Source organism: Streptomyces sp. EDA2-14 (genome assembly GCF_054963755.1).
Window position 1 is genome coordinate 65,997 of the sequence record NZ_JBUEGE010000002.1, and the last position, 18,642, is coordinate 84,638.

Below are 18,642 nucleotides of genomic sequence, written 5' to 3' on the forward strand. Positions count from 1 at the left end.
GATCCGGGAGGACCACGCCATGGCCATCAAGGACGACCTGCGCAAGACCCTCACCGACCCGACCCCCCTCTACTTCGCCGCCGGCACCGCCGAGTTGGCGTACCAGCAGGCCAAGAAGGTGCCGGGGATCGTCGAGCAGCTGCGGAGCGAGGCGCCCGCCCGCTTCGAGTCCGTGCGCCAGACCGACCCCAAGCACGTGCAGGAGAAGGCGACGAGCCGCGCCAAGGAGGCGCAGGCCACCCTCACGGCGAAGGTGAACGAGATCGTCACCACCCTCGACACCGACCTGAAGAAGTTCGGCGAGAGCGCCCAGGAGTTCGCGCTCCGCGGTGTCGGCTACGCCGCCGAGTACGCCGTCAAGGCGCGCGAGACGTACGAGAAGGTCGCCGAGCACGGCGAGGAGGCCGTGAAGGCCTGGCGCGGCGAGGCAGCCGACGAGATCGTCGAGCTCGCCGAGGTCGTCGAGCCCGAGCCGGCGACCGAGTCGAAGCCGGAGTCGAAGCCGGAGACCAAGGCGGCGCCGGCCGCCGCCGAGGCCAAGCCGGCCGCCGCCAAGAAGCCCGCGGCGAAGAAGGCCCCCGCGGCCAAGAAGACGGCTCCTGCCGCGAAGAAGACCAGCGGCGGCTCGACGCCGCCGGCCAAGTAGGACCGAGCACACAAGGCCCTGCAAGCAGGGCTTGCGTCGACGGGCCGGGCACCTTTGGAGTGTCCGGCCCGTTGTACGGGTACCGTGGCCCGTGGTGGGAAGCTCCCGTAAGTCGATTCTGGTGGTGGCGTTGTGCTGATGCAGGGGTTCGCCAATGTGATGTGGCTGCTGAGCATGGCGTTGATCGTCTTCAGCGGCTTCGCGCTCGTCGACGCCGCCATCCGGCGCGAGGACGCCTACCGCGCGGCCGACAAGAAGACCAAGCCGTTCTGGCTGATCATCCTCGGGATCGCGTTCGTCGTGAACCTGCTGTTCCCGATCCTGTCGTTCCTGCCGATCATCGGGCTCATCGCGACCATCGTGTACATGGTGGACGTGCGGCCCGCCGTCCGGCAGATCAGCGGTGGCGGCGGGGGCCGCAAGGGCCGCGGCTCCAGCAGCGACGGACCGTACGGTCCCTACAACGGCGGCCGCTGACCTTCCCGCCCGGTCCCACCGCCCGGCCTCACCCGCCCGGTTCCACCCGGCCGGTCCCGCCTGCCCGGTTTCTCACCGGTCGAGCAGCAGTATCGCCACGTCGTCCGTCAGATCGCCCCCGTTGAGATCGCGGACCTCGTTCATCGCGGCCTCCAGCAGCCCCTCGCCGGACAGGCCCTGCGCCCGCTGGCGGCGGATCATCTCCACCATCCCCTCCTGGCCGAGCCGCTTCCTGCCCTCGCCGATCCGGCCCTCGATCAGTCCGTCCGTGTAGAGCATCAGGCTCCACGAAGGACCCAACTCCACCTGCATGCGCGGCCACCGGGCCTTCGGCAGCAGACCGAGCGCCGGGCCGTTGTTCTCGTACGGGAGCAGCACCGCCGGGCGGCCGGGGGTGGCTATCAGCGGTGACGGATGGCCCGCCAGGCACAGGCCCGCGCGCCGGCCGTCCGGCGCGATGTCGACCGTGCACAGCGTCGCGAAGATCTCCTCGTCCGCGCGCTCGTGCTCCAGGACCTGCTGGAGCGTGGAGAGCAGTTCGTCGCCGCACAGGCCCGCGAAGGTCAGGGCCCGCCAGGCGATGCGCAGCTCCACGCCGAGCGCCGCCTCGTCGGGCCCGTGGCCGCAGACGTCGCCGATCATCGCGTGGACCGTGCCGTCGGGCGTGCGCACCGTGTCGTAGAAGTCGCCGCCGAGCAGCGCACGCGAGCGGCCGGGGCGGTAGCGCGCGGCGAAGCGCAGCGCCGAGCCGTCGAGCAGCGGCCTCGGCAGCAGGCCGCGCTCCAGGCGGGCGTTCTCCTGCGCGCGGATCCGGGACTCGGTGAGCCCCTGCTGCGCGATGTCGGCGCGCTTGCGCTCGACCGCGTAGCGGATGGCCCGGCCGAGCAGCCGGGAGTCCAGCTCGTCGCGGAACAGGTAGTCCTGCGCGCCGACGCGGACCGCCTCGGCGCCGCGCTCGGCGTCGCCGGACGTGGTCAGCGCGAGCACGGCGCGGCGCGGGGCCAGGCGCAGCAGGTGCCGCAGCGTCCCCAGCTCGTCGTGGTGCTCCGGCTCCGACCGGTCCGGCTTCGCGCCGGGCAGCGCGAGGTCCAGCAGGATGCAGTTGACGTCGTCGGTGAGCAGCCGCTCGGCCTCGGTGAGGTTGCGCGCGGTGCGCACGCGGATCGGCTTGCCCGCGGCGTCGGGCACCTCGGGAATGCTGAGGGAGCCCGCCGGGTCGTCCTCGATGACCAGAAGCGTCAGGCCGGTGTCGGCACGCTCGGCGCGCGACGGCTCGTCGTCCAGGTCCGGGTCCAGGTCCGGGTCCTTCTCGTCGGCCGGCGTCTGCTGCTCGCGCTCGGCGCTCGGTATGTCGTTGGTACCCGGCTTCTCGGTCTGCCGCCGGGTGTCCTGCGGGTCGTGCGCGTCGGTCGGTCCGTACGTGTCGGTCGCGTCGTACGTGTCGGTCGCGTCGTACGTGTCGTTCGGGTTGTACGTCTCGGTCGTGGTGTGCGCGTCGTGAGCCTGACCACTTTCCACGGCCGGGATGGCTCTCTGCCGCGGTACGGGTACGGGCATCGCTTCGGTTTCCTTCCCTCCCCCCGAGGGCACGGTGGGCCGAAGGTCCTCGGTCCACCGTCGGGGACCTTAGCGGTAGCCGACGGCCGAACGGAATGGTGAGCGGCGAAGGGCCCGCGTCATATGCCGTCCCTCATACCGGAATTGAGTGGGTTCCGTCCCTGGTCGGACGCGTCGCGGATGACGAACATCACGCCGCGCCGCCGGAACCGCAGGGCCCCACGTGCTGTGCGTCACGTGGGGCACATCACCCGTCCGGCGCCCATTTCGGGCACCCGCCGCGCGGCGTCCCGCGATGTCTCACGCGTCGGGGCGGACCACCCCGAGCATCGCCATGGAACCGGCGCCCGCGACCGTCACGTCACGCCCGGGGCGGGGTGCGTGGATGATCGCGCCCTGGCCTATGTACATCCCGACATGGCTGGCGTCGTCGTGGTAAATGATCAGGTCGCCGGGCCGCATGTCCTTGATGTCGATGTGCTTGAGCTGCTTCCACTGCTCCTGCGACGTGCGCGGGATCGGGTTCTTCGCCGCCGCCCACGCCTGCGAGGTCAGCCCCGAGCAGTCGAACGACTTCGGGCCCTCGGCGCCCCACACGTACGGCTTGCCCAACTGATCCGAGGCGTAGCGCACGGCCTTCTTGCCGGCCGCGGACGCCTTGCCGTCGATCTCGTCGAGGACGCCGGAGGAGAGCCATTTGGTCTGCGCCTTCTGCTCGGCCGCCTCCTCCAGCTGCCGCAGCTGCTCGCGCTCCTTCTTGGCGAGCTTGTCCTCGATCTTCTGGGCCGCCTTGATCTGCTTCTCGATGTGCTTCTTCGCGGCGGCCTTCTTCTTGCGCCCCTCGTCCAGGGCCTTCCACTTGGCGGCCGCGGCGTCCGCGTACGACTCCAGGTCGTCCTGCGTGCTGACCAGACGTGACATCAGGTTCCGCGTGGCCTGCTGGCCCTGGTAGGCGCGGCCCGCGTTGTCGAGGAAGCGGCTCGGGTCGCCGGACAGCATGAACTGGGTCTCCTGCGAGATCCCGCCGTTGCGGTACTGCTCGCGGGCCGCGGCGCCCGCCCGGCCCTTGAGGCGGTCGAGCTCCGCCTGGCCCGCGGCGATCTTCCGGGCCAGCTTCACGATCTGGTCGGACTGGTCGGCTGCCTTCTCCTCCGCCGCGTTGTACTCGTCGGTGGCGACCGCGGCCTGGTGGTACAGCTTGTCGATTTTCTTGCGGACGGCCTCGAGGTCCTCGGTCTTCGGGGAGCTCGATGGGGACGGCTCGGGGCCGGGCTTCGCGTACGCCGCACCCGCCGGCGTCAGTACGGTCACGGCGCACACCAGCGCCAGGGCCGTCATCGTCGTCGTGCTCCGCTTGCTCATCCGCTCCGCCCCCACACCCGAGACAAATCTGATTCCACGTCAGTAAGTCACGCACGTTCGGGGGATGGTGCCACGCGCGCCGCGAATACGACAGACCCGTACGCAGTCCCCGACCCTCCGACGAACGGGACGCCGGGATCGTTCCCCTGATCCTCAGGCGCCCGACAACACCTGTCGCGGCGCCAACGCCCCCCACGCCACGGTCACTTCACCCTGTCGCCAGCGCCCCGGCCGGTCCACCACCGGCCAGTCCGCCGCGAGCTCCCGCACCGCCCGCATCCAGCGCTGCCGCGCGCCGTACGAGGCGTAGGGCGCGGCAGCCGCCCACGCCCGGTCGAAGTCGCGCAGGAAGGCGTGCACCGGTTCGCCGGGGACATTGCGGTGGATCAGCGCCTTGGGGAGGCGCTCGGCGAGGTCGGACGGGGTGTGCAGGGAGCCGAGCCGGGTCGCGAACGTCACCGTGCGCGGGCCCTCGGGGCCGAGCGCGACCCACACGTGCCGCCGCCCGATCTCGTCGCAGGTGCCCTCCACGAGGAGGCCGTCCGGCGCGAGCCGCGCGCACAGCCGCTCCCACACGGCGGCGACCTGCTCCTCGTCGTACTGGCGCAGCACGTTCGCGGCGCGGATCAGGACCGGTGGGGCCTCCAGGGGCAGCTCGAAGCCGCCGTGCCGGAAGCTGAGGCCCTCCCGCTCGTACGGCTTCGCGGCGGCGACCCGCGCCGGTTCGATCTCGATGCCGACCACGCGCGCGTGCGGCGCCGTCCCCCGCAGCCGGGCCAGCAGCTCCACCGCGGTCCAGGGCGCCGCCCCGTAGCCGAGGTCCACCGCCACCGGGTCGTCGGCGCGGCGCAGCGCGGCGCCGTGGGTGGCCGCGATCCAGCGGTCCATGCGGCGCAGCCGGTTGGGGTTGGTGGTGCCTCGCGTCACGGTTCCCACGGGGTGGGAGGAGGGGCGCGGGCTCATGGGTAAGAGGGTATGCGCTGTGCCGATCGTGGCTTTGGTTGAGATCCGCACGGTAATGATTCGGCAAAGTGGAAATGGAGTGGCCGACTCCGGCGTTGCCCCCTTGGAAGAGGGCCTGTGCCCTCCGGTCGTCGTGCCCGCAGTACGCCCACCAAGGAGGGCCCGCCACGTGAGCCAGTACGTGACAAGGTTCCGCCGCTCCGGGGCTGCTCCGTCCCTGCTGCGGTTCCCCGGTGCGCATCGCCGCCCCCGCCGCATCGCGATGCTCAGCGTGCACACCTCGCCCCTCCACCAGCCCGGCACGGGCGACGCGGGCGGCATGAACGTCTACATCGTCGAGCTGGCCAAGCGGCTCGCGGCGATCAACATCGAGGTCGAGATCTTCACCCGCGCCACCGCCGGCGGCCTGCCGCCGGAGGTCGAGCTCGCGCCGGGCGTCCTCGTCCGGCACGTGGACGCGGGCCCCTACGAGGGCCTCGCCAAGGAGGACCTGCCCGCCCAGCTCTGCGCCTTCACGCACGGCGTCATGCAGGCGTGGGCGGGCCACCGCCCCGGCTACTACGACCTCGTCCACTCCCACTACTGGCTGTCCGGACAGGTCGGCTGGCTGGCCGCCGAGCGCTGGGGCGCGCCCCTCGTGCACGCCATGCACACCATGGCCAAGGTCAAGAACGCGGCGCTCGCCGAGGGCGACACCCCCGAGCCCGCAGCCCGCGTCATCGGCGAGACGCAGATCGTGCGCGCCGCCGACCGCCTCATCGCGAACACCGCGGAGGAGGCCGACGAGCTGGTCCGGCACTACGAGGCGGACCCCGGCAGCGTCGCCGTCGTGCACCCCGGGGTGAACCTGGACCGCTTCCGCCCCGCCGACGGCCGGGCCGCCGCCCGCGCCCGCCTCGGCCTGCCGCAGGACGCGCTGGTCCCGCTCTTCGCGGGCCGCATCCAGCCCCTGAAGGCGCCCGACATCCTCCTGAAGGCCGTCGCGGTGCTGCTCGACGAGCGCCCCGAGCTGCGCTCCCGCATCGTCGTCCCCGTCGTCGGCGGCCCCAGCGGCAGCGGCCTCGCCAAGCCGGCGGCGCTCCAGAAGCTCGCCGCGCGGCTCGGCGTCGCCGACGTGGTCCGCTTCCACCCGCCGGTCGGCCAGGAGGAGCTCGCCGACTGGTTCCGCGCGGCATCCGTCCTGGTCATGCCCTCGTACAACGAGTCCTTCGGGCTCGTCGCCATAGAGGCCCAGGCCGCCGGCACGCCGGTGCTCGCCGCGTCCGTGGGCGGCCTCCCCGTGGCCGTACGCGACGAGAAGACCGGCTTCCTGGTCGACGGCCACGAACCTGCCCGCTACGCGCGCGTGCTGCGGGAGTTCGCCGACCATCCACACCTTGTGGACACCATGGGCGACGCGGCCGCCCGGCACGCCCTCTCCTTCGGCTGGGACACCGCCGCCTCCGCCACGGCGGACGTCTACACGGCCGCGATGCAGGCCAGGCGCCGTAACGTACCCTCGCACCATGGCTGACCAGCGACAGGCACACGACGTCATCGAGTCCACGCTGAAGGACGCCGAGCTGGAGTGGGAGAGCCCGGAGCCGGGCAGTTACGTCGTGAAGCTCCCCGGCACCCGCAAGCTCTCGACGACCCTGTCGCTGCGCGTGGGCCGGCACAGCCTCTCCCTCAACGCCTTCGTGATCCGTCACCCGGACGAGAACGAGGCGGGGGTGCACCGCTGGCTCCTGGAGCGCAATCTGCGCCTGTACGGCGTGAGTTACGCGGTCGACCAGCTCGGCGACGTCTACGTCACCGGCAAGCTCCCGCTCGCCGCCGTCACCCCCGACGAACTGGACCGCCTGCTCGGCTCGGTCCTGGAAGCGGCGGACGGCGCCTTCAACACACTCCTCGAACTCGGCTTCGCGAGCGCGATCCGCAAGGAGTACGAGTGGCGCGTCGCGCGCGGCGAGTCGACGCGCAACCTGGACGCGTTCACGCATCTGACCCAGCGCCCCGCGAAGTAGCGGCGCCGCCGGGTCAGCCGAGCGACACCATCCGCACCACGGTCACGGTCAGCACGGACCCGGAGACGTAGTAGAGGACTATCGCCCCACCGACGGTCGCCTCGCGGCGGTCGCGCTCTCCGGAGACCGTGGTGGAGCCATGGCCGTACGGGTCGTGGGAGAGGGTGCGGGCCATCTCGTCGCGGAAGGCGTCCGGGTTCGCCATCTTGGCGAGGGTGTCGTCGGCGGGCGGCGCGTAGGCGATGCGGCAGGCGCCGCGCCTGCGTCTGCGGCTCACGCCGGGCCCCGCCTCTCCGCCTCGTCGCGGGCGAGCCGGGCCAGGATCGCGTCGGCCTCCGGGTCGGGAACCGCCTCCAGCATCCAGTGCCGCATGACGGCGTGGATCTCGCCGACCCCCGCGGCGTTGATCGCCAGGTCGAACTCGCCGCGCCGCTTCGGGTCGAGCGCGGCGCGGATCGCCGGAATGCTGTTGGGGACGTCGACCTCGACGCCGCCCACCAGCGTTCTGGGCGGTTCGTCAGTTCTGGAGGAGGTCCTTGGGGGTTCGGCCATGTACGGTCACGTACCCGCCGAACTGCCCCGTCAAGCCGGGCTGTTCTCGGTCTGCGCCGCAGCCGCCGCGACCTTGGTCGACGCCGCCTCCGGCAGCCCCCGCAGCAGCGCCCAGTAGCCAACCGCCGTCACCGTGCCGAGGATTGCGCACCCCGCCCACAGCCACCCGGCACCCACCGAGTCGATCACCCAGCCGCCCGCGAGCGGGGCGACGAGGGCCGCCGCCGACCACGACATGGCGTAGACGCCCTGGTAGCGGCCGCGCCCCTCGGTGGGGGAGAGCCGGGCCACGAGCCCCGACTGCGTAGGGGCGTTGATCATCTCGCCGAGCGTCCAGACGACGACCGTGAGCGCGTACGCGGCGATCGACCCGGCGAGGGCGGTGAGCGCGAACCCGTACCCGATGAGCAGCGAAGAGACCGTCAACAGGCGCCCCGGATCGCGCCGCTCGATGAACCGGGTCAGCGGAATCTGCAGCGCGACGATCACGACACCGTTGACGGCGGCGACCAGCCCCACGTCCGAACTGCTCAGCCCGTTCTCGCCCATGACGATCGGCAGCCCGACCGAACTCTGCGTGAAGATGACGGCTACCAGGAACGAAAGCCCCACCATCACCATGAAGCGCCCGTCCCGCAGCACCGTCCCCATGGTGACCACCGGGCTCGACGGCGCGCCGGGCACCACCGTGCTCGTCGGCCGCGACTCCTTCACCTTCACGAAGACGACGACGGCGCAGGTCAGCGTCATCCCCGCCTCGACGAGGAAGCCGAGGGTGTAGCTCTGTGCGACGAGGAAGCCGGCGTACACGGACGAGACCGCGAACCCCAGGTTGATCGCCCAGTAGTTGAGCGAGAACGCGCGGACCCGGTCCTCGGGGCGCACGATGTCCGCCATCATCGCCTGGATCGCAGGCCGCGAGGCGTTCGACGCGAGACCGAGCGCGAAGCCGGTGACCGCGATCCACACCGGGTCGCGGACGAAGGCGAGCGCGGCGACCGTCGCCGAGGTGGCGAGCTGCGCGCCGAGCAGCGTCGGCCGCCGCCCGAGCCGGTCGGCGAGCACGCCGCCGAGCACCGACGCGATGACCCCGCCGAGCCCGATCAGCGAGGCGACGAGACCGGCGTACGCGGCCGAGAAACCGCGCGAGGCGGTGAGGTACAGGGCGAGGAAGGTGAGGACGAAGTTGCCGAGCCGGTTGACCAGCGTGCTGGTCCACAGCCACCAGAATTCGTTCGGCAGGCCGGAGACGGACTCTCTGGCGGCACGTCTGAGCGAGGCGACTGACATAGGTGCATCCCCCGAGTCCTGCGTAAGTGGTGTGGAAGGTTTTCGAAACTTACGCACCGGGTAGAAGTGCACGCCACTCAATTGACGGGGACCGTCAATCGGCGGCGCCCGGGCGGGTCGATTAGGCTCGGCCCCATGGCCGACGCACCGTACAAGCTGATCCTCCTCCGCCACGGCGAGAGCGAGTGGAACGCGAAGAACCTGTTCACCGGATGGGTGGACGTCAACCTCAACGAGAAGGGCGAGAAGGAGGCGGTCCGCGGCGGTGAGCTGCTCAAGGACGCCGGCCTGCTCCCCGACGTGGTCCACACGTCGCTCCAGAAGCGCGCGATCCGCACCGCCCAGCTCGCGCTGGAGTCCGCGGACCGCCACTGGATCCCGGTCCACCGCAGCTGGCGCCTGAACGAGCGCCACTACGGCGCCCTCCAGGGCAAGGACAAGGCGCAGACCCTCGCCGAGTTCGGCGAGGAGCAGTTCATGCTGTGGCGCCGCTCGTACGACACCCCGCCGCCGGCGCTGGACCGCGACGCCGAGTACTCCCAGTTCTCCGACCCGCGCTACGCGACGCTCCCGCCGGAGCTGCGCCCGCAGACGGAGTGCCTCAAGGACGTCGTCGTCCGCATGCTCCCGTACTGGTTCGACGGCATCGTCCCGGACCTCCTGACGGGCAGGACGGTCCTGGTGGCGGCCCACGGCAACAGCCTGCGCGCCCTCGTCAAGCACCTCGACGGCATCTCCGACCCCGACATCGCGGGCCTGAACATCCCGACGGGCATCCCGCTCGCCTACGAACTGGACGCCGACTTCAAGCCGGTGAAGCCGGGCGGCACGTACCTGGACCCGGACGCGGCCGCGGCGGCCATCGAGGCGGTCAAGAACCAGGGCAAGAAGAAGTAAGACGCTACGAAGAAGCCCCCTACCTGCGGTTTTCCCGCTGGTAGGGGGCTCTTTTCTGCCCTGGGGCCGTCGCTGGGCCGTCAGGTGCTTGATCGGGTCGGGTCGAAGATGGCGGCCACAGCCTTGCGGGTCCGCTCCTGGCCCCACGGCGACAGATGCGCGTACACGCGGAGGGTGAGTCCCAGGGCAGAGTGCCCGACGTACTCGGCGACGGCTTTGAGGGACCTGCGTCCACTTCGAGGTGGACGAGCTGACCGGCGTCTACAAGAACACGCCCCGAGGCGTCGTGGCGTTGGTCTTCCGCTGCAAGCCCGCGGGAGGCGAGGAGCGCACGTCGAGCGAGTCCATGGCCGTGGAGTGGCTGACCGTCCGAGGAGGTCTCGGAGTACATGTCCGAGGCCTACTCGATCCGGCTCCTGGACGCCCTCGACGGAGCGGGCCCACATGTCCGAAGCCATGACGACAAGCTGCTGACGCCAGCGCGATAGAACTTTTCCCACTTCATCAAGACCGGCTGCGCTCCGCTCCGCCGGGCGCGCTTCCCGGCTCCGCTGCCCTTCGCGCTCATGCCTCCGGCCCGCGCTACGGGCGCTGCGCCGACGCGCGCCCACGTGGTTGAGCCGGGCTATGAAGCGGGCAACCGCACTGCTCAACTCACCGTCAAAGACGATGCCTCCGGCGGGGGATCGGCCGGCACCGGGAGCCGGGGGAAACGCTGCCGGGTGCGGGGCCGTCCGAGGTCATTCGGCTCCACCTCTTCGGGGCAGCCGTTAGCTGCTAGCCGCCGTCAGGTGGTAGCTGGTGTCTACCCAGAAGCCGCCTGTGGTCTGAGCCTTGATTTCGAGCACGTACTGCCCTGCCGGGAGGGGCTCAAGTCCGCACCACAATCCCCAGGCAACACGCCGGGACAGACCCACGCGAAATGGCTTCGACGTGAACTCCTGCAGTGGCAGCGGCAGGCCGTTCAGGAACACTTCAGCCTTGGCGACGTCGACGAGCATGGGAGCAGGGGCAACAAGCCCACCCTGCTGAGTGTTGAAGACAGGGAAGAAGACCCGTTGCTGCGCAGGTATCTGGCACCGTCGTACCACGCGTCCGCCGTAGGTTCCGGCTAGGAACCACACGTCCTCCGGTTGCTTCCAGTCGGCGAACTCACCGGTCGTATCCATGACCGGGCTCCGATCGTCTGGCGCCGACAACGCCCACTTCCACCATCTGGCGGCCAGCTCTCCGCCCTCCTGCGGTGTCAGCTTCCAGATGCTGCCTTCGCCGAGCGCATTCCCGCTCACGATCCCCACCCCAAAGTCCTGAAGTTGCTGTCTGATCGGAATGGCGAGACCTTACAGCGGCTGGGCAGTGTCCATGGGCTTCCACCTGTCCTACCGTCCTGCGCGTTCCGCTTACTTGATCGGCAACGCCACGTGGCGGGACACCATCTCCGGTGTCGGCCTCGGGGCCGTCCCTGGGCCGTCCAATGCCGCTCAACACCGGCCGACAACGACCAATGACGACCAGTCAGGCGGCCGTGGCCAGGCCCCGGAGCTGCAAAAACGCAGGTCGGCAAGATCCCCAGTAAGCCCCCGGGGCAAGAAGAAGTAACAGCCCACGAAGAGTCCGAAGAGCCCACTACCTGCGGGGAGGCCGCTGGTGGTGGGCTTCTTTGGGGCTTGCGTGGGGGCGGGGTCCGGTCGTGGTTATGCTGCGTTCCTCTGAACTGACCGGGGGGTTCGTCGTCATGAGTGGTGTCAATTCGTCCTTTCCCGTGCGGATGGAGATTGCGGGGGAGGGGCTCGTCCTGCGCGACTGGTCGGAGGCGGACCTGGGCGCGATGCCGGAGCTGTTCGACCACCCCGACATCGCCTACTGGACGCCGATGGCCTCCCCCTTCGACGACGCGGCCGCCATCGCCCAACTGGAGCTGAGCCGAAAGCGGCGGGCCGAAGGCGTGTCGATCCTGCTCGCCATCACCGTCGACGGCGGCGCACCTCTCGGCGAGGTGATGCTGCGGCGCGCCGCCGAGGGCATGGAGATCGGCTACGCGGTCGGCCCGGCGCACCGTGGTCAGGGGCTGGCGGGCCGGGCGGCGCGGGTGATGGCCGCGTACGCCTTCAAGGAGCTGGGCGCGGACCGCGTGATCCTGGAACTGGAGGCCGAGAACGCCGCCAGCGTCGCCGTCGCCACCAAGAACGGCTTCCGCCTGCTCACCGACGTCCCCCTGATCAAGGGCGAGGAAAAGGGCCGCCCCTACGTCCTGCAGACCTGGGGACTCGACCGCCCCTGAGAACGATCACTTGAAGCGTGCCGGTGGGCCGTGCGGCAACTGCCGCGCTTGTGTGCGCCGTTGATGCGCCCGCCTCGATGGGCATGCAATGGGGGAAGGTCTCCACCGCGGAGCCACGTCGAGGAGGGAAAACCATGGCAGCCGACTCCCCGAAGCCGAACCCGACCCCCGAAGTGCCGGTCGAAGTGGGCCGGTCCGTACCGAAGTTGGTGCTGCTCGGAGCCTGCGGATGCGGCTCCGGCTGCGGTTGCGGCTGCCAGTCGGGCGCGCCGTGCCAGTGCGGGGGTTCCTGCTGACCGAACGACAGGAGGGCCCTCGCGCGAGCGAACTGCGCGGGGGCCCTCCTCCTCGTACGGTCAGGACGTCTCGACCGGCTGGGGCTGCGACTGGACCTCGTCCGCGTGCTCGCCCGTCACCAGGTAGACGACCCGCTTCGCCACCGACACCGCGTGGTCCGCGAAGCGCTCGTAGTAGCGGCCGAGCAGCGTCACGTCGACCGCCGTCTCGATGCCGTGCTTCCACTTCTCGTCCATCAGGTGCTGGAAGAGCGTGCGGTGCAGCAGGTCCATCTCGTCGTCGTCCTGCTCCAGCTGCATCGCCAGATCGACGTCCTTGGTGATGATGACCTCCGCCGCCTTCGCCATCAGGCGCTGCGCGAGCTGACCCATCTCCAGGATCGTCGCGTGCAGGTCGTGCGGGACCGCCCGCTCCGGGAAGCGGAGGCGGGCCAGCTTGGCGACGTGCTGCGCCAGGTCACCGCTGCGCTCCAGGTCCGCGCTCATACGGAGCGAGGTGACGACGATCCGCAGGTCGGTGGCGACCGGCTGCTGGCGGGCCAGCAGGGCTATGGCCCGCGCCTCCAGGTCGTGCTGCAGATCGTCCACCTTCTGGTCGGCGGCGATCACGGACTCGGCGAGCTTCAGGTCGGCGTCGAGCATGGCCGTGGTGGCGCGCCCGATCGCCGACCCGACAAGGCGGGCCATCTCGACCAGGCCCTCGCCGATCGAGTCAAGTTCCTCGTGGTACGCGTCACGCATACGGCGTTCCCTCTCTGTACCTGGCTACGTATGGAACCCGTTCGGCCCCACGCTCCCACGTTCCGTCCTGTACGCGTCCGAATCCGGCACCACAAGTGAATCGACCCCGTACCCAAGGTGAACTCTGGGCGACGAGTGTTCGAGGTGCCACTCGGATGGCTGTGGAGGACTGGTCAGTGCCGCATAACCTGAAGACATGGACGTGAACGCGGCGGTCGCCGCAGCGGCAGCGATCGCCGGAGTGTGCACCGGTGTCATCGCCATGCTGGCGTTCCGCTGGAGCGAACGCGACCAGAAGCGCCCCACCCGCACCTCTCTGCACACGGACCCCGTCCTGCCGCCCGGCGTCGACACCGTGCTCTCCGTGCTCCGCTCCTCCGCCGTCGTCCTCGACGAGGCGGACAGCGTGGTCAAGGCCAGCTCGGCGGCGTACGCCCTCGGTCTCGTACGCGGCGGGAAGCTCGCGGTCGAACCGATGCTGCAGATGGCCCGCGACACCCGGCGCGACGGCGAGATACGCCAGGTCGAGCTGGATCTGCCACGGCGCGGCACGGGACGCGGCGACGCGCTCGCCGTGTCCGCCCGCGTCGCCCCGCTCGGCTCCCGGCTCGTCCTGCTGCTCGTCGAGGACCTCACCGAGGCCCGGCGCATAGAGGCGGTACGGCGCGACTTCGTCGCGAACGTGAGCCACGAGCTGAAGACGCCGGTCGGCGCCCTCTCGCTGCTGTCGGAGGCCGTCATGGACGCCTCCGACGACCCGGAGGCCGTCGAGCGGTTCGCCGGCCGCATGCAGAACGAGGCGACCCGGCTCACCAGCCTCGTACAGGAGCTCATCGACCTGTCGCGGGTGCAGAACGACGACCCGCTGGAGGACGCCGAGCCGGTGCGCGTCGACGAACTCGTCGCCGAGGCCATCGACCGCTGCCGGCAGCCCGCCGCCTCGAAACAGATCACCATGGCCGCCGGCGGCACCGCCGACCTGCGCGTATGGGGAAACCGGGGGCAGCTCGCCGCCGCCCTCGGAAACCTCGTCGAGAACGCCGTCAACTACTCGCCGGCCCGTACGCGCGTAGGCATAGCCGCCCGCCGCGTCTCCGCCGGCGGCGGCGACCGCATCGAGATAGCCGTCACCGACCAGGGAATCGGCATCTCGGAGAAGGACAAGGAGCGCGTGTTCGAGCGCTTCTACCGCGTCGACCCGGCCCGCTCCCGGGCGACCGGCGGCACGGGCCTCGGCCTCGCCATCGTCAAGCACGTGGCTGCCTCGCACGGCGGGGAAGTCACCGTGTGGAGCTCCGAGGGACAGGGCTCCACCTTCACGCTCCGGCTGCCCGAGGCGGCCGCGACCCGATCATCCAAGAACTCCCGCACCAGTGGCCCCGGAGACGTACGCGACGAAGACGACGCACACGGGCCCGACGACACAACCGCATACGAATCCATTCCTGCCACTCCTGCCGCCCCGGAGGTCCTTCCGTGACCCGAGTGCTTGTCGTAGAGGACGAGGAGTCCTTCTCCGACGCCCTTTCCTACATGCTCCGCAAGGAGGGTTTCGAGGTCGCCATCGCGGCCACCGGGCCCGACGGACTCGACGAGTTCGAGCGCAACGGCGCCGACCTCGTCCTGCTCGACCTGATGCTGCCGGGCCTGCCCGGCACCGAGGTCTGCCGCCAGCTGCGCGGCCGTTCCAACGTCCCGGTCATCATGGTGACCGCCAAGGACAGCGAGATCGACAAGGTCGTCGGGCTGGAAATAGGAGCCGACGACTACGTCACCAAGCCGTTCTCCTCGCGCGAGCTGGTCGCCCGTATCCGGGCCGTCCTGCGCCGCCACGGGGAGCCGGAGGAGGTCGCGCCGCAGGCCCTGGAGGCCGGGCCCGTCCGCATGGACGTGGACCGTCACGTGGTGACGGTGGGCGGCGGCAAGGTCGACCTGCCGCTCAAGGAGTTCGACCTCCTGGAGATGCTGCTGCGCAACGCGGGCCGCGTGCTGACCCGTATGCAGCTCATCGACCGGGTCTGGGGCGCCGACTACGTGGGTGACACCAAGACGCTCGACGTCCACGTGAAGCGCCTCCGCGCCAAGATCGAGCCGGACCCGGGTGCGCCGCGCTACCTGGTCACGGTGCGCGGCCTCGGCTACAAGTTCGAGCCGTAAACCGCGGACTGCGCCATACGAGGAGGGGCGGAACCCGATCGGGTTCCGCCCCTCCTCGTACGCGTGCGTCAGTGGCCCGCCGCGTGCTCCGACTCGGAGGCCGTGGCGGAGGTGGAGGCCCCCGTCGAGGCCGAGGCCTTGTCGTCCGGCTTCACGGACGTGGAGGCCGACGTGGACGGGTTCGCGGAGGCGCCCGGCACGGCCGGCACCTCGCTCGGGCCCCACTTCTGGAAGTAGCTGTCGGCCGGCACCACGAACGCCTTCAGCTTCACGTCTCCGGCCTTGCTGAAGGAGAACGTGATCGGCTGCGCGTTGCCGTCGAGAACGGCGGTGCGGCTGTTCGGCAGCTCGGCGGAGGCGTTGCCCTTGCCACCGAGGATGACGGAGCCGCCGGCCGGGACGGTGATCTTCGAGCCGCCCTTGGCGTCCGAGAGCTTCGCGGTCTTGCCGACGCCGTCGACGGTGATCCCGTCGAGCGTCTGGGCGGTGCGCCCGTTGTTGAAGATCGTGCCCGTGACGACGGCCGGGCCCTTGGACTTCAGGTCCGGCTGGGTGATCACGGTGGCGTTCTGGATCTTGATGTCGCCGACCGAGGTCGCGGCGTTGTCCGGCTTGACCTCAAGTGTCTGCGCGTTGTTGCCGGCGCCGCACGCGGCGAGCGAGGCGATCGAGAACGCGATGGCGGCGGCGGCGAGGGCGCCGCGTCGAAGGCTGCTGCTCACGGCGGCGGCAACTCCTTGAACGTGGGCGGGCAAGGACGGCGGGGTGTAAAGCCGTCCTAAGGGTCTGTCAGCGGCCTTAGGTTACCGAGCCGTTCCCGCGCCGCCGCACCCGACCCGCCCCTCGGGTGCGCGGCCCGTCGGTTGCACGTGATCCTCGCGACCTGATCACCCCACGTTCCGCCCCACGTTCCCCACGGTCACCATTGGTGTGCGAAGACCTCTTGTTCACCATTCACATAAGGCCTGTCCAGGCCGTGGGGCGGATATCCGGTGGGGAATGCGCGGGGGTCCGGAAAAACGATCACGTCGGACCGTGATTGGCGAAGATCAATTCCGGATTCGACTCGAACGTGTCTCCGGGACCCTGAACGGAGTAGCGAAAGTTCATCGCTTCGAAGCACGCAAACCGGGACTTTCAGCCCCTGGAGGCCTCGCCCGAGGGGCGGTAGCGTACCTGTTTCCGCTTCCCTGGAGAACGGCTCCCACCTGCGAATACCCGCCTCCACTACCCCTTCGCAGCACGTTCCCGAGGGAGTTGTCAAGCCCCGAGATATGCCCTGACCTGCGAAAACGCCATTCAGAACCCGCAGTTTCCGTGTTACCCTGGATAGCCACGGAAGGGGTACCTGTCACATGACGTTCAAGGTTGGCGACACCGTGGTCTATCCCCATCACGGGGCCGCGCTGATCGAGGCTATCGAAACTCGCCAGATCAAAGGCGTGGACAAGACCTACTTGGTGCTGAAGGTCGCCCAGGGCGACTTGACGGTACGTGTGCCAGCGGACAATGCGGAGTTCGTCGGCGTGCGTGATGTGGTCGGTCAGGACGGGCTCGACCGGGTCTTCGAGGTGCTGCGCGCGTCGTACGCCGAGGAGCCCACGAACTGGTCGCGCCGTTACAAGGCAAACCTGGAGAAGCTCGCCTCTGGCGATGTCATCAAGGTCGCGGAAGTGGTCCGTGACCTGTGGCGTCGTGAGCGTGAGCGCGGACTGTCCGCGGGCGAGAAGCGCATGCTCGCCAAGGCTCGCCAGATTCTGGTGAGCGAGCTCGCGCTCGCGGAGAACACGAACGAGGACAAGGCCGAGGCCCTGCTCGACGAGGTTCTCGCGTCCTGATACGCGCTGCTGCGATGTCGCCGCCGTCATGTACGTAACGGTCATGCACGTCACGACTGCTGTCGCGTAAAGATCAATGCCGTGGTGCCCGCTGACCCTGATGGTGTCGCCGGGCGCTGCGGCATGTTCGTACCCATACACGCCCCGCGTGATCCGCTGGGTGTGCCGGGCCCGGGCAGCTGGCTCGACCAGTGTCACGGAAGGGTCCGGTCAAGGCGTCGCGCCCGGCACGCTGTGGCCATACCCACCTCTCCCGAGAGCACAAACCTGAACGGAACCGATGTCTGACGAAACGCGTCCCGTAGGCAGCGCAGTTCGCACCGCGGCCGTGATTCCGGCCGCCGGACGGGGCGTGCGCCTCGGTCCGGGCGCCCCCAAGGCCCTGCGCGCGCTGAACGGCACTCCGATGCTGATCCACGCCGTCCGCGCGATGGCGGCGTCCCGCGCCGTCTCCCTCGTCGTGGTCGTCGCCCCGCCCGAGGGCGCCAACGAAGTGAAGTCGCTGCTCGCCGATCACGCGCTGCCGGAGCGCACCGACTTCGTCGTGGTGCCCGGCGGGGAGAGCCGGCAGGAGTCCGTGCGGCTCGGTCTCGAGGCGCTGCCGTCCGGCATCGACATCGTGCTCGTGCACGACGCGGCCCGCCCCCTCGTGCCGGTCGACACGGTCGACACGGTCATCGAGGCGGTACGGGACGGGGCTCCGGCCGTCGTCCCGGCGCTGCCGCTCGCGGACACGGTCAAGGAGGTCGTGCCGACGACGGACGGTTCGCCGGAACCCGTCGTCGCGACGCCCTCGCGGGCCAGGCTGCGGGCCGTGCAGACGCCGCAGGGGTTCGACCGGGAAACGCTCGTGCGGGCGCACGAGAGCGTCACCGAGGACGTGACGGACGACGCCGGGATGGTCGAGCACCTCGGCCACCAGGTGGTGCTCGTGCCGGGGCACGAGGAGGCGTTCAAGGTGACGCGGCCGCTCGATCTCGTGCTTGCCGAGGCCGTGCTCGCGCGCAGGAGGGCCAACGATGGGTTCTGAGACGTCCGCGGTTCCCGGATTCGTGCTGCCGCAGGTCGGTATCGGGACCGACATCCACGCGTTCGAGGACGGGCGTGAGCTGTGGTGTGCCGGGCTGAAGTGGGAGGACTCCGGGCCGGGGCTCGCGGGGCACTCCGATGCGGATGTCGTCGCGCATGCCGCCTGCAACGCGTTGTTCTCGGCTGCCGGGCTCGGTGACCTTGGGCAGCACTTCGGGACCGGGCGGCCCGAGTGGTCCGGGGCGAGTGGGGTGGTGCTGCTGGCCGAGGCGGCCCGCATTGTGCGCGAGGCCGGGTTCGTGATCGGGAACGTGGCGGTGCAGGTCGTCGGGCCGCGGCCCAAGATCGGTAAGCGGCGGGACGAGGCGCAGAAGGTGTTGTCCGAGGCGGCGGGGGCGCCGGTGTCCGTGTCGGGCGCGACGACGGACGGGCTCGGGTTCCCTGGCCGTGACGAGGGCCTGATGGCGGTGGCGACGGCCCTGGTGGCCCGCACCGGCGGCTGACCGGGCGGTTCGGCACCGGCCGGTGCCGGTAGATCAAGCCCGCCTTT

Annotated in this window: 20 protein-coding genes and 1 pseudogene; 12 read left to right on the forward strand and 9 right to left on the reverse strand. The window is 70.3% G+C overall.

The features are described from left to right. The first annotated feature begins 19 nt into the window (after window positions 1–19). Window positions 20–646, forward strand: coding sequence for a hypothetical protein (locus ACY34M_RS06560; RefSeq protein ID WP_462716534.1), 627 nt, complete (start codon window positions 20–22; stop codon window positions 644–646). A 138-nt stretch (window positions 647–784) separates the two neighbouring features. Next, window positions 785–1,123 carry a DUF2516 family protein gene (locus tag ACY34M_RS06565; RefSeq protein WP_462716626.1) on the forward strand — a complete coding sequence of 113 codons (339 nt, stop codon included), beginning with the start codon at window positions 785–787 and terminating at the stop codon, window positions 1,121–1,123. A gap of 72 nt (window positions 1,124–1,195) precedes the next feature. On the opposite strand, the gene ACY34M_RS06570 is transcribed toward ACY34M_RS06565, so the two are convergent. From ACY34M_RS06570 to ACY34M_RS06580, 3 genes are all read right to left on the reverse strand, one after another. Continuing rightward, the gene (locus ACY34M_RS06570) at window positions 1,196–2,680 is read right to left on the reverse strand and encodes a PP2C family protein-serine/threonine phosphatase (RefSeq protein ID WP_462716533.1); all 1,485 of its coding nucleotides are present in this window, start codon (window positions 2,678–2,680) and stop codon (window positions 1,196–1,198) included. A 300-nt stretch (window positions 2,681–2,980) separates the two neighbouring features. Next, on the reverse strand, window positions 2,981–4,042 hold the full coding sequence (locus ACY34M_RS06575; protein WP_462716532.1) for a C40 family peptidase: 1,062 nt from the start codon (window positions 4,040–4,042) through the stop codon (window positions 2,981–2,983). 153 nt (window positions 4,043–4,195) lie between these two features. Continuing rightward, on the reverse strand, window positions 4,196–5,005 hold the full coding sequence (locus tag ACY34M_RS06580; protein ID WP_462716531.1) for a class I SAM-dependent methyltransferase: 810 nt from the start codon (window positions 5,003–5,005) through the stop codon (window positions 4,196–4,198). Window positions 5,006–5,174: 169 nt separating this feature from the next. Between ACY34M_RS06580 and mshA the strand changes: the two genes are divergently transcribed. Further along, complete coding sequence (gene mshA, locus ACY34M_RS06585; RefSeq protein WP_462716530.1) at window positions 5,175–6,518, forward strand: D-inositol-3-phosphate glycosyltransferase; 1,344 nt, start codon at window positions 5,175–5,177, stop codon at window positions 6,516–6,518. Then, window positions 6,511–7,011, forward strand: a complete 501-nt coding sequence (locus tag ACY34M_RS06590; RefSeq protein WP_462716529.1) for a type III secretion system chaperone family protein — start codon at window positions 6,511–6,513, stop codon at window positions 7,009–7,011. Before mshA ends, ACY34M_RS06590 begins: the two co-directional genes overlap by 8 nt. 13 nt (window positions 7,012–7,024) lie before the next feature. Here the strand turns inward: ACY34M_RS06590 and ACY34M_RS06595 are convergent, their stop codons facing one another. From ACY34M_RS06595 to ACY34M_RS06605, 3 genes are all read right to left on the reverse strand, one after another. Beyond that, window positions 7,025–7,216 carry a hypothetical protein gene (locus ACY34M_RS06595; protein ID WP_462716625.1) on the reverse strand — a complete coding sequence of 64 codons (192 nt, stop codon included), beginning with the start codon at window positions 7,214–7,216 and terminating at the stop codon, window positions 7,025–7,027. Between the two features lie 68 nt (window positions 7,217–7,284). Further along, complete coding sequence (locus ACY34M_RS06600; RefSeq protein WP_462716528.1) at window positions 7,285–7,563, reverse strand: hypothetical protein; 279 nt, start codon at window positions 7,561–7,563, stop codon at window positions 7,285–7,287. A 30-nt stretch (window positions 7,564–7,593) separates the two neighbouring features. Next, window positions 7,594–8,853: an MDR family MFS transporter gene (locus ACY34M_RS06605; RefSeq protein ID WP_462716527.1), complete on the reverse strand. Its 1,260-nt coding sequence runs from the start codon at window positions 8,851–8,853 to the stop codon at window positions 7,594–7,596. Window positions 8,854–8,988: 135 nt separating this feature from the next. Here ACY34M_RS06605 and ACY34M_RS06610 point away from each other — a divergent pair, with 135 nt between their 5' ends. Together ACY34M_RS06610 and ACY34M_RS06615 are read left to right on the forward strand one after the other, a co-directional pair. Beyond that, window positions 8,989–9,750 (forward strand): phosphoglyceromutase, encoded by a 762-nt coding sequence (locus ACY34M_RS06610; RefSeq protein WP_462716526.1) that lies wholly within the window; start codon window positions 8,989–8,991, stop codon window positions 9,748–9,750. 223 nt (window positions 9,751–9,973) lie between these two features. After that, window positions 9,974–10,238 (forward strand): annotated as a pseudogene (locus tag ACY34M_RS06615) (NUDIX hydrolase); the annotation flags it as partial. Between the two features lie 282 nt (window positions 10,239–10,520). On the opposite strand, the gene ACY34M_RS06620 reads toward ACY34M_RS06615, so the two are convergent. Continuing rightward, window positions 10,521–11,048: a hypothetical protein gene (locus tag ACY34M_RS06620; RefSeq protein WP_462716525.1), complete on the reverse strand. Its 528-nt coding sequence runs from the start codon at window positions 11,046–11,048 to the stop codon at window positions 10,521–10,523. A gap of 437 nt (window positions 11,049–11,485) precedes the next feature. Between ACY34M_RS06620 and ACY34M_RS06625 the strand changes: the two genes are divergently transcribed. Beyond that, complete coding sequence (locus ACY34M_RS06625; RefSeq protein ID WP_462716524.1) at window positions 11,486–12,031, forward strand: GNAT family N-acetyltransferase; 546 nt, start codon at window positions 11,486–11,488, stop codon at window positions 12,029–12,031. Window positions 12,032–12,387: 356 nt separating this feature from the next. Here ACY34M_RS06625 and phoU read toward each other — a convergent pair whose 3' ends face one another. Then, window positions 12,388–13,068 carry a phosphate signaling complex protein PhoU gene (phoU, locus tag ACY34M_RS06630; RefSeq protein WP_462716523.1) on the reverse strand — a complete coding sequence of 227 codons (681 nt, stop codon included), beginning with the start codon at window positions 13,066–13,068 and terminating at the stop codon, window positions 12,388–12,390. A 196-nt stretch (window positions 13,069–13,264) separates the two neighbouring features. Here phoU and ACY34M_RS06635 point away from each other — a divergent pair, with 196 nt between their 5' ends. After that, on the forward strand, window positions 13,265–14,548 hold the full coding sequence (locus ACY34M_RS06635) for a sensor histidine kinase (RefSeq protein WP_462716522.1): 1,284 nt from the start codon (window positions 13,265–13,267) through the stop codon (window positions 14,546–14,548). After that, window positions 14,545–15,225, forward strand: a complete 681-nt coding sequence (locus ACY34M_RS06640; RefSeq protein WP_306321454.1) for a response regulator transcription factor — start codon at window positions 14,545–14,547, stop codon at window positions 15,223–15,225. Before ACY34M_RS06635 ends, ACY34M_RS06640 begins: the two co-directional genes overlap by 4 nt. A gap of 68 nt (window positions 15,226–15,293) precedes the next feature. Here ACY34M_RS06640 and ACY34M_RS06645 read toward each other — a convergent pair whose 3' ends face one another. Continuing rightward, the gene (locus ACY34M_RS06645; protein WP_462716521.1) at window positions 15,294–15,947 is read right to left on the reverse strand and encodes a copper chaperone PCu(A)C; all 654 of its coding nucleotides are present in this window, start codon (window positions 15,945–15,947) and stop codon (window positions 15,294–15,296) included. A 633-nt stretch (window positions 15,948–16,580) separates the two neighbouring features. Here ACY34M_RS06645 and ACY34M_RS06650 point away from each other — a divergent pair. The 3 genes from ACY34M_RS06650 to ispF all read left to right on the forward strand — a co-directional run bounded on the left by ACY34M_RS06650 (window position 16,581) and on the right by ispF (window position 18,595). After that, the gene (locus ACY34M_RS06650; protein WP_266712542.1) at window positions 16,581–17,063 is read left to right on the forward strand and encodes a CarD family transcriptional regulator; all 483 of its coding nucleotides are present in this window, start codon (window positions 16,581–16,583) and stop codon (window positions 17,061–17,063) included. Window positions 17,064–17,343: 280 nt separating this feature from the next. Further along, on the forward strand, window positions 17,344–18,093 hold the full coding sequence (gene ispD, locus ACY34M_RS06655; protein ID WP_462716520.1) for a 2-C-methyl-D-erythritol 4-phosphate cytidylyltransferase: 750 nt from the start codon (window positions 17,344–17,346) through the stop codon (window positions 18,091–18,093). Then, the gene (ispF, locus tag ACY34M_RS06660; RefSeq protein WP_462716519.1) at window positions 18,083–18,595 is read left to right on the forward strand and encodes a 2-C-methyl-D-erythritol 2,4-cyclodiphosphate synthase; all 513 of its coding nucleotides are present in this window, start codon (window positions 18,083–18,085) and stop codon (window positions 18,593–18,595) included. Before ispD ends, ispF begins: the two co-directional genes overlap by 11 nt. The last annotated feature ends 47 nt before the right edge of the window (window positions 18,596–18,642 follow it).

Excerpts from the sequence above, each read along its gene's own strand:
- ispF (WP_462716519.1), top strand. The coding sequence starts at position 18,083 with ATGGGTTCTGAGACGTCCGCGGTTCCCGGATTCGTGCTGCCGCAGGTC.
- ACY34M_RS06570 (WP_462716533.1), bottom strand. The coding sequence starts at position 2,680 with ATGCCCGTACCCGTACCGCGGCAGAGAGCCATCCCGGCCGTGGAAAGT.
- ACY34M_RS06590 (WP_462716529.1), top strand. The coding sequence starts at position 6,511 with ATGGCTGACCAGCGACAGGCACACGACGTCATCGAGTCCACGCTGAAG.
- ACY34M_RS06595 (WP_462716625.1), bottom strand. The coding sequence starts at position 7,216 with ATGGCGAACCCGGACGCCTTCCGCGACGAGATGGCCCGCACCCTCTCC.
- ACY34M_RS06625 (WP_462716524.1), top strand. The coding sequence starts at position 11,486 with ATGAGTGGTGTCAATTCGTCCTTTCCCGTGCGGATGGAGATTGCGGGG.
- ACY34M_RS06575 (WP_462716532.1), bottom strand. The coding sequence starts at position 4,042 with ATGAGCAAGCGGAGCACGACGACGATGACGGCCCTGGCGCTGGTGTGC.
- ACY34M_RS06565 (WP_462716626.1), top strand. The coding sequence starts at position 785 with ATGCAGGGGTTCGCCAATGTGATGTGGCTGCTGAGCATGGCGTTGATC.
- ACY34M_RS06580 (WP_462716531.1), bottom strand. The coding sequence starts at position 5,005 with ATGAGCCCGCGCCCCTCCTCCCACCCCGTGGGAACCGTGACGCGAGGC.
- phoU (WP_462716523.1), bottom strand. The coding sequence starts at position 13,068 with ATGCGTGACGCGTACCACGAGGAACTTGACTCGATCGGCGAGGGCCTG.
- ACY34M_RS06605 (WP_462716527.1), bottom strand. The coding sequence starts at position 8,853 with ATGTCAGTCGCCTCGCTCAGACGTGCCGCCAGAGAGTCCGTCTCCGGC.
- ACY34M_RS06650 (WP_266712542.1), top strand. The coding sequence starts at position 16,581 with ATGACGTTCAAGGTTGGCGACACCGTGGTCTATCCCCATCACGGGGCC.
- ispD (WP_462716520.1), top strand. The coding sequence starts at position 17,344 with ATGTCTGACGAAACGCGTCCCGTAGGCAGCGCAGTTCGCACCGCGGCC.
- ACY34M_RS06635 (WP_462716522.1), top strand. The coding sequence starts at position 13,265 with ATGGACGTGAACGCGGCGGTCGCCGCAGCGGCAGCGATCGCCGGAGTG.
- ACY34M_RS06600 (WP_462716528.1), bottom strand. The coding sequence starts at position 7,563 with ATGGCCGAACCCCCAAGGACCTCCTCCAGAACTGACGAACCGCCCAGA.
- ACY34M_RS06610 (WP_462716526.1), top strand. The coding sequence starts at position 8,989 with ATGGCCGACGCACCGTACAAGCTGATCCTCCTCCGCCACGGCGAGAGC.
- ACY34M_RS06560 (WP_462716534.1), top strand. The coding sequence starts at position 20 with ATGGCCATCAAGGACGACCTGCGCAAGACCCTCACCGACCCGACCCCC.